At 56.6% G+C, this 11859-nt stretch carries 14 protein-coding genes; 12 read left to right on the forward strand and 2 right to left on the reverse strand.

Features of this window, described 5'->3' with window-relative positions; all coding sequences use genetic code 11:
• Position 1: 1 nt before the first annotated feature.
• Complete coding sequence (gene acuI / locus ACA052_RS16000) at positions 2-985, reverse strand: acrylyl-CoA reductase (NADPH) (protein ID WP_497645756.1); 984 nt, start codon at positions 983-985, stop codon at positions 2-4.
• A gap of 204 nt (positions 986-1189) precedes the next feature.
• Here acuI and ACA052_RS16005 point away from each other — a divergent pair, with 204 nt between their 5' ends.
• The 8 genes from ACA052_RS16005 to ACA052_RS16040 all read left to right on the forward strand — a co-directional run bounded on the left by ACA052_RS16005 (position 1190) and on the right by ACA052_RS16040 (position 7256).
• A complete protein-coding gene (locus tag ACA052_RS16005; RefSeq protein ID WP_497645757.1) occupies positions 1190-2254 on the forward strand; it encodes an NAD(P)H-dependent flavin oxidoreductase in 1065 nt (354 codons plus the stop codon).
• Positions 2255-2490: 236 nt separating this feature from the next.
• A complete protein-coding gene (modA, locus tag ACA052_RS16010; RefSeq protein WP_497645759.1) occupies positions 2491-3258 on the forward strand; it encodes a molybdate ABC transporter substrate-binding protein in 768 nt (255 codons plus the stop codon).
• On the forward strand, positions 3259-3939 hold the full coding sequence (gene modB, locus ACA052_RS16015) for a molybdate ABC transporter permease subunit (protein WP_497645761.1): 681 nt from the start codon (positions 3259-3261) through the stop codon (positions 3937-3939).
• A 3-nt stretch (positions 3940-3942) separates the two neighbouring features.
• Positions 3943-5022, forward strand: coding sequence for a molybdenum ABC transporter ATP-binding protein (gene modC / locus ACA052_RS16020; RefSeq protein ID WP_497645762.1), 1080 nt, complete (start codon positions 3943-3945; stop codon positions 5020-5022).
• Between the two features lie 75 nt (positions 5023-5097).
• A complete protein-coding gene (locus ACA052_RS16025; RefSeq protein ID WP_497645763.1) occupies positions 5098-6138 on the forward strand; it encodes a DNA topoisomerase IB in 1041 nt (346 codons plus the stop codon).
• A gap of 72 nt (positions 6139-6210) precedes the next feature.
• The gene (locus tag ACA052_RS16030; protein WP_497645764.1) at positions 6211-6432 is read left to right on the forward strand and encodes a hypothetical protein; all 222 of its coding nucleotides are present in this window, start codon (positions 6211-6213) and stop codon (positions 6430-6432) included.
• Positions 6433-6548: 116 nt separating this feature from the next.
• A complete protein-coding gene (locus ACA052_RS16035; protein ID WP_140671772.1) occupies positions 6549-6779 on the forward strand; it encodes a hypothetical protein in 231 nt (76 codons plus the stop codon).
• 192 nt (positions 6780-6971) lie between these two features.
• Positions 6972-7256 carry a hypothetical protein gene (locus ACA052_RS16040; RefSeq protein WP_497645765.1) on the forward strand — a complete coding sequence of 95 codons (285 nt, stop codon included), beginning with the start codon at positions 6972-6974 and terminating at the stop codon, positions 7254-7256.
• Here the strand turns inward: ACA052_RS16040 and ACA052_RS16045 are convergent.
• A complete protein-coding gene (locus tag ACA052_RS16045; RefSeq protein ID WP_497650337.1) occupies positions 7253-7927 on the reverse strand; it encodes a TetR/AcrR family transcriptional regulator in 675 nt (224 codons plus the stop codon). The genes ACA052_RS16040 and ACA052_RS16045 overlap by 4 nt on opposite strands.
• A gap of 165 nt (positions 7928-8092) precedes the next feature.
• Between ACA052_RS16045 and ACA052_RS16050 the strand changes: the two genes are divergently transcribed.
• From ACA052_RS16050 to ACA052_RS16065, 4 genes are all read left to right on the forward strand, one after another.
• Entirely contained in the window at positions 8093-8932 is an 840-nt protein-coding gene (locus tag ACA052_RS16050; protein ID WP_497645766.1) for an NmrA family NAD(P)-binding protein, read from the forward strand.
• A gap of 125 nt (positions 8933-9057) precedes the next feature.
• A complete protein-coding gene (locus ACA052_RS16055; protein WP_497645767.1) occupies positions 9058-9252 on the forward strand; it encodes a hypothetical protein in 195 nt (64 codons plus the stop codon).
• A gap of 266 nt (positions 9253-9518) precedes the next feature.
• Complete coding sequence (locus ACA052_RS16060) at positions 9519-9725, forward strand: hypothetical protein (protein ID WP_497645768.1); 207 nt, start codon at positions 9519-9521, stop codon at positions 9723-9725.
• Positions 9726-10245: 520 nt separating this feature from the next.
• Positions 10246-11736: a site-specific integrase gene (locus ACA052_RS16065; protein ID WP_497645769.1), complete on the forward strand. Its 1491-nt coding sequence runs from the start codon at positions 10246-10248 to the stop codon at positions 11734-11736.
• Positions 11737-11859 lie beyond the last annotated feature (123 nt).

Genomic DNA, 11859 nt, shown 5'->3' on the forward strand with positions numbered 1-11859 from the left:
GTCAGCGATTCACATCCACCACCACCCTTCCCCGCAACTGGCCAGCAAGCAACCGCGGCGCCGCATCAACCACCTCGCTCAAACCAATTTCGTGACTGATCACCGGCAGCAAGGCGAAGTCCAGATCCTTGGCCAAACGATTCCAGGCCACGACTCGCCTGGCTTTCGGTTGGGTCACGCTGTTGATCCCGGCGAGGGTCACACCACGCAAAATGAACGGCGCAACGGAGGCCGGAAAGTCCATGCCTTGCGCCAATCCACACGCGGCGACGGTACCGTTGGCCTTCGTGCTGGCGCAGGCGTTGGCCAAAGTATGGCTGCCGACGGAATCAATGACCGCGGCCCAACGCTCCTTGGCGAGAGGCTTGCCCGGTTCGGACAGCGTCGCGCGATCGATTATTTCGCTGGCACCCAGTTGCTTGAGGTAATCATGTTCGGAAGTGCGACCGGTGGACGCCACCACGCGATAACCCAGCTTGCTCAGCAGGGCGATGGCGAAACTGCCTACGCCGCCATTGGCCCCGGTCACCAACACTTCGCCTTGCTCAGGCGTCACACCGTTATGCTCCAACGCCAGGATGCACAGCATTGCCGTGTAACCCGCCGTGCCGATGGCCATTGCCTGGGCGGCCGTGAATTCAGGGGGTAGCGGGATCAGCCAGTCACCCTTGAGACGAGCCTTCTGCGCCAACCCTCCCCAATGCCCTTCGCCAACACCCCAGCCATTGAGCAGTACCTGGTCGCCGACTTTGTAGTCCGGATGCTCACTGACTTCGACAGTACCTGCCAGATCGATCCCCGGCACCATTGGGAATTTTCGCACCACCGGGCTGCTGCCGGTGATTGCCAGGCCATCCTTGAAGTTCAATGTGCTGTACGCCACGCGCACCGTCACGTCACCCTCGGGGAGTTGATCGTCATTGATCTCTTGCAGGGTGGCCCGGTAACCGCTGTCGTCTTTGTCGATCAAAATGCCTGTGAACATTACTGCCTCCAAATGGAATCGCTCAGGTTGTCGTATAGGTCGAATAGCACGAAGCAACATTTTGCCGTAGTCGACTTTAAGCCAATCCGGGCTTTTATACCGCCGGCGACTATTCTTCAAACTCGACTGGCCTTGCGCCAGTCAATGCTGATACAAAACCGGTTCTACCGTCCCTGCCCTGTTTTACGCCGGAGAACCTTTGAAATGAACCAATGGCCAGACACCCGCATTCTTGACCTGCTCGGGATCGAACTGCCGATCATTCAGGCGCCGATGGCCGGAGCGACCAATTCGGCGATGGTGATTGCCGCCAGCAACGCCGGAGGCCTCGGCTCGATGCCCGCCGCGATGTTGAGCACCGAGCAGTTGCGCGACGAGCTGAAGACGATTCGCCAGCACAGCGAGCGCCCTTTCAACGTCAACTTCTTCTGCCACCAGCCTCCCGCCGCCGATGAGCAACGCGCCCGGGACTGGAAAAACCTGCTGGAACCGTATTACCGGGAGCTGGGTATCGACTTCGACGCGCCAACACCGGTATCCAATCGCGCTCCGTTCGATATAGCGGCTTGTGAAGTGCTCGAAGAGTTTCGCCCCGAAGTCGTGAGTTTTCACTTCGGCCTGCCGGAAAAATCCCTGCTGGATCGGGTAAAAGCGACCGGGGCAAAAGTGCTGTCATCCGCCACCACCGTCGAAGAAGCCATCTGGCTTGAGCAGCATGGCTGTGACGCGATCATCGCCATGGGCTACGAAGCGGGCGGACATCGCGGGATGTTCCTCAGCGACGACTTGAGCAGCCAAGTGGGTATCTTCGCCCTGGTGCCGCAGATCGTCGACGCGGTGAAGGTGCCGGTGATTGCAGCGGGTGGCATTGCCGATGCACGGGGTGTCGCGGCGGCGTTTCTGCTGGGAGCTTCGGCAGTGCAAGTGGGTACGGCCTACTTGTTCACGCCAGAGGCCAAGGTTAGCGCGTCTCATCACAAGGCGTTGCGTACCGCCAAGGAAAGTGAGACGGCCGTGACCAATATTTTCACCGGGCGCCCGGCGCGCGGGATTCTAAATCGGGTGATGCGGGAACTCGGACCGATGAGTGCCAAAGCGCCGGCCTTTCCTCTGGCCGGTGGCGCGCTGATGCCACTGCGGGCCAAGGGTGAAGCCGACTTCAGCAATCTTTGGGCCGGGCAGGCGTTTACGTTGGGCGTCGAAATGACCACGGCCGAGCTGACTCGGCGCCTGGCGGAGGAAGGGCTGGCGAAGTTGACTCATGCCTGATTAGGCCGCGTTCGATGTAGGAGCGAGCTTGCTCGCGATGGATTTGAGAGCAACGCGTTGATTCAGGAAGAACGCGTTATCGTTAACGTCCATCGCGAGCAAGCTCGCTCCTACAGGCGAACGCAGCGCGCCACGAGCAATGCGCATCCAATTCGTTCCGTTTGCAGGCATTTCGCTATATATTTCTATATATAGCGATTACCTCTCGATGCACCTGCTAATTACGGAGCCGTTTCATGACCATTCGCGCCTCACGTTTTGCCCCTACAAGCCTTGCGGCCCTGCTCGCGGTATTCGCCTTCGGGTCGGCCCACGCTGATGAAGTCCAGGTCGCTGTCGCCGCGAATTTCACCGCACCGATTCAGGCCATTGCCGCTGATTTCGAGAAAGACACCGGGCACAAACTGGTCACATCCTTTGGCGCAACCGGCCAGTTCTACACCCAGATCAAAAATGGCGCGCCGTTTGAAGTGTTCCTCTCGGCCGATGACTCCACCCCGCAAAAACTCGAAAGTGAAGGCGATACGGTCAAGGGCTCGCGCTTCACCTACGCCATTGGCACCCTGGCGCTGTGGTCGGCAAAGGAAGGTTATGTCGACGCCAAGGGCGAAGTGCTGAAAAAGAATGAATACCAGCACCTGTCCATCGCCAACCCGAAAGCCGCGCCTTATGGCCTGGCCGCGACTCAAGTACTGGCTAAAGAAGGCCTGACCGATAAGGTCAAGGATAAGATTGTCGAAGGCCAGAACATCACCCAGGCCTATCAGTTCGTCTCCACCGGTAACGCTGAACTGGGTTTCGTAGCTTTGTCGCAGATCTACAAAGACGGCAAAGTCACCAGCGGTTCGGCCTGGATCGTCCCGGCCAGCCTGCACGATCCGATCAAACAAGACGCGGTAATCCTCAACAAAGGCAAGGACAACCCGGCCGCCAAGGCGTTGGTTGAATACCTCAAGGGTCCGAAAGCCGCCGCGGTCATCAAGTCCTACGGTTACCAACTCTAAATGACGCTATCGAGTGCCGATTTTTCCGCCATCTGGCTGACCCTGAAACTGGCGTCCCTGACGACCGTCATCCTGCTGATCATCGGCACTCCGATTGCGTTATGGCTTTCGCGCACTCAATCCTGGCTGCGCGGCCCGGTCGGGGCGATCGTCGCCCTGCCCCTGGTGCTGCCACCCACGGTGATTGGTTTTTATCTGTTGCTGGCGCTCGGCCCTAACGGGTTTGTAGGCCACTTCACCCAATCACTCGGGCTCGGCACCCTGACGTTCAGTTTTGCAGGCCTGGTGATCGGCTCGGTGCTCTACTCGATGCCGTTCGTGGTCCAGCCGCTGCAAAATGCCTTTTCTGCTATTGGCACCCGCCCACTGGAAGTGGCCGCGACCTTGCGCGCCAATCCCTGGGACACGTTTTTCAGCGTGATCGTGCCATTGGCCCGACCCGGCTTTATCACGGCGGCCATTCTCGGCTTCGCCCACACCGTCGGTGAGTTCGGCGTGGTGCTGATGATCGGCGGCAATATTCCGGACAAGACCCGCGTGGTCTCGGTGCAGATCTACGATCACGTCGAAGCCATGGAATACGCCCAGGCCCATTGGCTGGCCGGAGCAATGCTGGTCTTCTCCTTTGCGGTATTGCTGGTGCTCTACTCCAGCCGTAAAACCAAAGCGGGCTGGAGCTGATCGATGATTCATACGCGTCTGAAACTGGGTTATGCGGATTTCGCCCTGCAGGTGGATCTGCAATTGCCCGGCCGTGGAGTCACTGCACTGTACGGCCATTCCGGTTCGGGCAAGACCACCTGTCTGCGCTGCATCGCCGGCCTGGAAAGGGCTGAACAGGGTTTCATCCAGATCAACGATGAAGTCTGGCAGGACAGCGACCGGAAGATTTTCGTGCCGCCGCATAAACGTGCGCTGGGTTACGTCTTCCAGGAAGCCAGCCTGTTCCCCCACCTGTCGGTACTGGCCAACCTGGAATTCGGGCTCAAGCGAATTTCGAAACAACAACGTCGGGTCGATATGGCTCACGCGACCGAACTGCTCGGGATCGGTCATTTGCTGGACCGCCATCCGCTGAACCTTTCGGGGGGTGAACGGCAGCGGGTCGGTATCGCTCGCGCCCTCCTCACCAGCCCAAAACTGTTGTTGATGGACGAACCGCTGGCGGCGCTGGACGCGCAACGCAAAAGCGAAATCCTGCCTTACCTGCAACGGCTGCATGATGAACTGGACATCCCGGTACTGTACGTCAGCCACTCACAGGATGAAGTCGCGCGGCTCGCCGACCATCTGGTCCTGCTCAGCAATGGCAAAGCGCTGGCCAGCGGACCGATCGGTGAAACCCTGGCGCGACTCGATCTGCCCTTGGCCCTGGGCGACGACGCCGGTGTGGTCATCGAAGGACGCGTCAGTGCCTATGACGCCGACTACCAACTACTGACGCTGCAACTGCCTGACTCGACCTTGAACATTCGGGTCGCTCACTCGCCATTGACCCCAGGCCACGCATTGCGCTGCAAGGTCCAGGCACGGGATGTCAGCCTGAGCCTGCACAGTGTCGAGCAAAGCAGCATCCTCAATCGCCTGCCGGTCACCGTAATCAGTGAAATGGGCGCGGACAACGCCGCTCATGTCCTCATTCGCCTGGACGCGGCCGGCACCCCGTTGCTGGCACGGATCACCCGCTATTCCCGCGACCAGATGGGCGTGCACCCCGGCCAGCAACTCTGGGCGCAGATCAAAGCGGTGGCGGTGCTCGCGTAAATTCGCTGGCACGTCTGCCAAGGCACGCGGTCAATGGCTGTAACGGCCCCTGATTCCACGCCAAGGACTACCGCCATGCCAGACACTGCGCTGCCTGATTTGCTGCCCCCCGACCTGCATTACGTCGACGACACCCAGCCCGGAATCGCCCGCAAGAAACTGCGCGGCAAGTTCTGCTACTTCGACCCGGCGGGTCAGCGCATTACCGACCTGGACGAGATCAAACGCATCAATGCGCTCGCGGTGCCACCGGCCTACACCGAGGTGTGGATCTGCGCCGACCCTCGCGGCCATCTGCAAGCCACCGGCCGTGATGCCCGGGGTCGCAAACAATACCGTTATCACCCGCGCTGGCGAGAAGTCCGCGATGCCGACAAATACTCGCGCCTGCGGGATTTCGGCCAGGCACTGCCGAAACTGCGCAAACAATTGGAAGCCTTGCTCGCCGCGCCCGGCTTCAGTCGCGACAAGGTCATGGCGACGGTCATCACCCTGCTCGATGCAACGTTGATCCGCGTCGGCAATGCGCAGTACGCGCGGGACAATCGCTCGTATGGCCTGACCACCCTGCGTAACCGTCATGTCGAGGTCAACGGCAGCGCAATCCTGTTCCAGTTTCGCGGCAAGAGTGGCGTCGAGCATCAGATCACCGTCAGAGATCGACGCTTGGCGCGGATCATCAAGCGCTGCCTGGAAATTCCTGGGCAAAACCTGTTTCAGTACCTCGATGAAAATGGCGAGCGCCATACCGTCAGCTCCTCTGACGTCAACGCCTACCTGCAGACCCTCACCGGCGCAGACTTCACGGCCAAGGATTACCGTACCTGGGCTGGCAGCGCCCTGGCGTTAGCGGTGTTGCGAGAACTGCAATGGGAACCGGAGTCGGATGCGAAACGGCACGTGGTGGAAATGGTCAAGAACGTCGCCAGGCAGCTAGGCAATACGCCGGCCGTCTGCCGCAAGTGCTACATCCACCCGGCCGTGCTCGACGGATTCATGCTGGGCGCGCTGGCTCAGCTACCTCGACCGCGAGTGCGCAAAGGGCTCAGGGCCGAAGAAGTCGGACTGGCGATGTACCTGGAGAAAATGATCGAGCAAGCCGAATCGACGAACTGACCTGTCTGTTTTTTGCACAATCGCAAATGGCTTCTATAGTTGATCTGAACACGAATCAGCTACGGAGAGGCCATGGACGACATTTTCGTCGTGAAACGTTGCAACAAGATCATCATCCATGGCCGTCGAGCCGGAGACGCCAGCCATCTACCACCCGACGCGGCCGTTTGGTTTCGAATCGCCGATACACGCACTCGTGGCTTCATTGGTGACGGTTTTGATCTTGAAGAAGACGCCCTAAGGGAATGCCAGCAGCTGAACGCGAGGTCACAAGTGACGGCCCGACAAGGCTGATGAATCCGGGTCTATACTGGAATTAGCTGAAGGATCGGCGACCCCATAGGCAGAAAGCTCGCTCCCAGCGGGCTTTTTGTTACTGATTACAGGTTTCTTGAACGGAGGTGTTTGCCATGTCCGAAAAAGAGTCCATCACCACCCTGCTCACCCTGCTCGACTCACGCCAGGCCCGCTTGGCAGCTGCGTGCAAGGAAATCGCCGATTGGGTCGATCATCAAGGCGGACACCCAACCGCGCTCAGAATTCGTGATCGCCTGAACGACATCGAGAAAGACACACCCCTGATTCGCAACACATTGTCTTCACTCAAACCTGTCGATCGGCCTCTGCCAAGGTTCAGATGATTCAGCCTGGGCACTCGATACGACGCCAGGGCCTGACTCAGGACGCATGAACGGCGACACGACCGTCACCGGGTGCGTCCCTGCCTGATCCCCCAACCCGGCTTTGCGCTGGGTATTTTTTTGCCTGCCGGACACGCAACTCCTATCGCCGCGCGGAGGTCAAACGATCACACGTCACGAAGGAGGCGTCTGATGGTTACTCATTACAAAGTCGGTGGGCACCTGGCCTGCGGTCACAAAGGCAGCAAGCTCACCTCAAGCACCGAACTGACTCGCGTCAAATGCAGAAGCTGTCGAAACTCCGATGCGTTCAAAGAGGCTCGCAGGAACGAACGCAACGCGGCTCGTCGAGCCGCCCGCAAAGCCAAGGTCACTCACACCGCCAATGATTGGCGCGCCGCCTGGGTTGAACGGCTTACCGCAATGGCCGGCCTGCAACGGTTGCCTCGTGGGTTTACTGGTCAACCATTCGTTTAGCCAACAGTTTCAGTGGCTGCATCGGGTTCACTCGATCCAGCCGCTGGCTGCAGGATTTCCCGCAACGACATGCGCTTGAAGGCATCGACCAGACCCCGCCCTTCCTCGGGTGTGCAGGAGATGGCCAGGCGCATGGTCGCTTCGCCCAACTGCCAGATCAGAAACGCCGACTCCTCGATCTGTTGCGCATCACTGCCGGGAAACACTCGAAGCACCGCGTCCGCCAATAATCGGCCAGCGATCCGGCTCTCCTGCAGTTCCAGCGCCATCAGCTGCTTATCGGCCTGCGTGCCGCAATAGATATCACGCATCGCAGGTGCTGCCAGAACGACCTTGTAATACAAATCCAAAAGCCCTGAATAAGCCGCACACAGGCTTTGCTCATCGTCTACCGCCCCCAAAGCCTCTTCAATACAGCGACGGCTTTCGGCGTTGTAGCGCTCGGCGAGCGTGCGGATAACCGAACTCTTGTCAGGAAAATACTGATATAGCGACCCGATCGATATCTCGGATCGCTCGGCTATTTCGCTCATCTTTACCTGATCGCTGCCCTTGGTGGCGATCAGTTGAGTCGCCACCGCCAAAATTCGCTCCTGACGCTCACGGCTGCGCTGCTGCGTAGGATTACGCCGCGTCGACTCCGGCGTAGGCGGTACAGGCACTTCAATCATTTTCTTCGGCACTGTGCGCCTCCCGATCAATAACGTGACATAGGCTCACCTTAGCACTGGCCATACGTCGGTTTCATCGATTCTGTCAGTTGACGGTAGAACGTGAGCGTTTATCATCTTTTAAACATGAGCATCACTCACATTAAACCGATGGAGATGAAGGCGATGAAAAACAACCAACAACAAACCATCCTGATCCTTGGCGCTACCGGCAAGACCGGCCGGCGCATTGCGCAGCGACTTGAAGTGGCCGGGCAATCCGTGCGCCGCGGCTCGCGTGGCGCAACCCCGTCGTTCGACTGGGAGGATCGTTCCACGTGGGAGGCTGTACTTGACGGGGTTCACGCAGCCTATATCGCCTATCAACCGGACCTCGCCATCCCCGGCGCACTGGACACCGTACAGGCGTTTATCGACCTGGCCGTCAAAACCGGCATCAGCAACCTGGTGTTGCTATCGGGCCGTGGAGAAGTTGAAGCGGAGCAAGCTGAACGCGTCGTCCAGAACAGCGGCGTCGACTGGACAATCCTGCGCTGCAGCTGGTTCTGCCAGAATTTCAGCGAGGCTCATTTCCTCGAGCCGATACAGCACGGAGAATTGGCCCTACCCGTCGGCAACATCGCGGAGCCGTTTATCGATGTAGAAGACATCGCCGACATCGCTGCCCTGGCGCTGACCGAACCGGGTCACGCAGGCCAACTCTATGAACTGACGGGGCCGAGGGCATTGACCTTTGCAGAGGCCGTCGCTGTGATCGCCCGCGAGACAAATCGCTCCATCCACTTCGCCGCGGTGCCAGCGGACACCTATCGCCAGGCGCTGGAACAGGCACAACTTCCCGCGCAACTGATCGATCTGGTGCTGTACCTCTTTACTACCGTGCTCGATGGACGCAATACGCCGATTGCTGATGGTGTGGAGCGTGCACTGGGCCGACCGGCGCGTGATTTTGCCGATTATGTCCGGCGTACGGCCGCCACGGGCGTGTGGGGAAATCAGGGTTGAAATCGGAGTCGCGACACTAAGAGCACCCGGTCATTTGATGGCGCCAATCAGGTTCGTCAACTAGGGTTTCTAGCGCATAGAAATGCAGCGCCTTGTTGACCGGCGCCTAATCAAGGAGGAGACAGATGACACCCATTGCTACTGCCGAACAAACTTATCGCGCCTGGTCCAGCCCAATCCTGCTTGAGCTCAAGGAGAGAGAACATCAGCTAGATCCTACGGCTCGCCAAGCACTGCAAAATGTCCTGATAGAGAGAAGGCTTGTCGACACCGGCAACCCTGCCGGGGAGGATCGGCGCAATGCTGATCCGGCTGAATAGCTGCAGGGCTTAATACAGATCAGTTATGAAATTGCGGGCATTATGTAGCAGCTGGCGAAGCCTGCGTCCGACTGCGCAGCAGTCGTAAACCCTGAGCACGCGGTGTTCCTTATACACCGCGGGGCCTGGTTTCACGACTGCTGCGCAGCCGGGCGCAGGCTTCGCCAGCTGCTACAAACCCTGTTACCGCATGAGATATCGTGTACGTTTCGGCTCAAAAGACAATGCCACGAAAACGACAAAGCAACGCCCTGCAGAGCTATTAAATGCCGAAGAAACAACCGGAAAGTAAAGCAGCGACTGCTGCTGAAATTGAGCGTTCTATTCAAGCCTTGAATAAAATGGCTGAGCGCCTTTGGGGAGATGGGCGAGAGATCGAGGCGAAAGCTCTCCTTGATGCCTTGGATTCTCTAAATCGAGCGTTGGACCGAATCAGGATTGGGGAGAGTCGCAGAATTGTGACTCTTCATTAGGACCCACCAACCCAACCGACAATGCTGCGCCGAGCTAAAGCAGGCAGTCCGGTACATCGCCGAGCTTTTTCGCAAAGTAGATATCGGTTTTGGGATGCTAAGGAACTGGCTCACCTGACCGCGTGATCGATAAGCAATTGTGAATTGCGAAACACATCTACTATTGCGACCCGGAAACAAACAAGGGTTTGCATCAGCTTTCGCCCGCAAACCCTTGTTTTAGAGATGGTGCCCGAAGCCGGAATCGAACCGGCACGCCCTTACGAGCGGGGGATTTTAAGTCTCTCGCGCTACTTACATAACTGTATATTTACATTGACAAATTAAACAAAATTACCTAAAAGTGCCGGCTTTACGGCGCTAATCTGATCACAAAACAATCATCTTTCTAATTGGCCAATTTATTATCACGTTTTTTAAGAACCCGAGAACTGCGGCTTGTTACTAAAACGTTACTAATCATTTGGCATCGTGCGAAAGACAGATTAAACTCTGTTACTAAGCTTTCGCCGAGCCGCTCATGATCGCCAAAAAAGCTAAAGAATCAGTCCCGGAGATGGTGTTCAAAAAGAAGGAAATCGACAAGATCCCCTTCGCCGACCCAGGCACCGAGGTGCTACTGAAGGATGCTGATTCGCCACTCCGATTACGCATTGGCACCGGTGTTAAGAGATTCTATGTTAACGGCCGGAACGCAAGCGGCAAGCTCATCAAACGAAACATCGAGCATGACCCGAACGCCTATGACTTGGATGATCTCAGGGCGAAAGCACGTGCCATTCTCGATGAAAAAGACGCAGAAATCGAACTAGCGAAAGTCGGCGGAAAAATCACGCTGATGGACGCCATTGAGCTGCGGTTTTCCGCTTTTGGCATAAAGTCTCCGGACAATGAACACGGACGGAAGGTAACAACCCGCCAACATTATGAGCGAATATTGAGGAGCTATGCGGACGATTGGCTCGAATTGGACATGCGTCAGATCACAGAACAGATGTTCGAAACGCGTTACAAAGCGCTGAAAGAACGGCTACGCATCAAGCGGAATAAAGGCGCTCCCGTCCTTGATTCTGATGGGAAGGAAATACCTCAGCTCGATGAGAACGGCGAACCGAAGAAACACAAAACCACGGCTAGACACCTGAGAACGTACATTTCGGCACTCTACACCTTCATCCGAGAAAATAAGGATGACCCTGCATTTGCGGACCCAACAGCAATCTTGAAAAGGACAAAGGTAAAGGAGACTACACCTCGCCGAAAGCATGACATTACCATTGAGTCCGCAACTAAATTCCTTAACGCTGCCCTCAAATTCAGGGAAGAGCAACCCAGTCGCGGGCGCAGCACGAATCAGGCCCGAGCATGTACCAATGTAATTTTAACAAACGTTTTTGTTGGAATGCGAAGTGGTGAGCTGCGGCGAACGCCAAACTCAATGCTTATGCTTTCGAAAACAGGTTCTCCCATTGGCTTCGATTTCACCGATGTGTATGCAGACCAGCATCTGAAAACCTCGGGAAGATACGTCGTCGCCTTTTCAGACGTGTTGCGTTCGATTGCCGTGGAGCAATACGATCCTCAAAAAACTTATCTTTTTCAAAGCGACGTGAGGGAAGCGCCGCTTTCTGAATCTTCTCTTAGGCCGTACATGTCAAAAATTTGCGAGTTGGCGGGAATCAAGCGCTACAACCTGAACGCCATGAGAAACTTCTTCATCAATCTCGGTGGTCGCGCAGGGATTGGTGACGTTGAAATGAAGCACCTTGTGAACCACTCGACGAAACAGAACGTCACAGACGGCTATGCAAACCTTAAAAATGACTTCGACTATCTGCTCAAAAACAGTCAGAAGGTTACTGATTTCATCATGAGGGAATGCGGAATCTCAAAAGCTGAATTTGGCATTGAACAGAGCCAAACGAACGAACTGCAACATGCGCTTGAGCTGTTCAGCAAATTTGATCCCGAAATCCTGAAACTCGCCCTGGAAATGCATGCAAAAAAATAAACTCGAAGATAGTTATTTAATTGACATGTAAATTAATTGCAGTCATAATTATAACTGTTGGAACGTTTATTCTTTGCGTATCAATTTGGTTCGGCGACCATAAAAGGGCTCTCGGTGAGAGCC

This window comes from Pseudomonas sp. LBUM1644 (genome assembly GCF_059716195.1).

Coding starts and splice junctions, on each gene's coding strand:
- acuI (WP_497645756.1), bottom strand. CDS start 985: ATGTTCACAGGCATTTTGATCGACAAAGACGACAGCGGTTACCGGGCC.
- ACA052_RS16005 (WP_497645757.1), top strand. CDS start 1,190: ATGAACCAATGGCCAGACACCCGCATTCTTGACCTGCTCGGGATCGAA.
- modA (WP_497645759.1), top strand. CDS start 2,491: ATGACCATTCGCGCCTCACGTTTTGCCCCTACAAGCCTTGCGGCCCTG.
- modB (WP_497645761.1), top strand. CDS start 3,259: ATGACGCTATCGAGTGCCGATTTTTCCGCCATCTGGCTGACCCTGAAA.
- modC (WP_497645762.1), top strand. CDS start 3,943: ATGATTCATACGCGTCTGAAACTGGGTTATGCGGATTTCGCCCTGCAG.
- ACA052_RS16025 (WP_497645763.1), top strand. CDS start 5,098: ATGCCAGACACTGCGCTGCCTGATTTGCTGCCCCCCGACCTGCATTAC.
- ACA052_RS16030 (WP_497645764.1), top strand. CDS start 6,211: ATGGACGACATTTTCGTCGTGAAACGTTGCAACAAGATCATCATCCAT.
- ACA052_RS16035 (WP_140671772.1), top strand. CDS start 6,549: ATGTCCGAAAAAGAGTCCATCACCACCCTGCTCACCCTGCTCGACTCA.
- ACA052_RS16040 (WP_497645765.1), top strand. CDS start 6,972: ATGGTTACTCATTACAAAGTCGGTGGGCACCTGGCCTGCGGTCACAAA.
- ACA052_RS16045 (WP_497650337.1), bottom strand. CDS start 7,927: ATGATTGAAGTGCCTGTACCGCCTACGCCGGAGTCGACGCGGCGTAAT.
- ACA052_RS16050 (WP_497645766.1), top strand. CDS start 8,093: ATGAAAAACAACCAACAACAAACCATCCTGATCCTTGGCGCTACCGGC.
- ACA052_RS16055 (WP_497645767.1), top strand. CDS start 9,058: ATGACACCCATTGCTACTGCCGAACAAACTTATCGCGCCTGGTCCAGC.
- ACA052_RS16060 (WP_497645768.1), top strand. CDS start 9,519: ATGCCGAAGAAACAACCGGAAAGTAAAGCAGCGACTGCTGCTGAAATT.
- ACA052_RS16065 (WP_497645769.1), top strand. CDS start 10,246: ATGATCGCCAAAAAAGCTAAAGAATCAGTCCCGGAGATGGTGTTCAAA.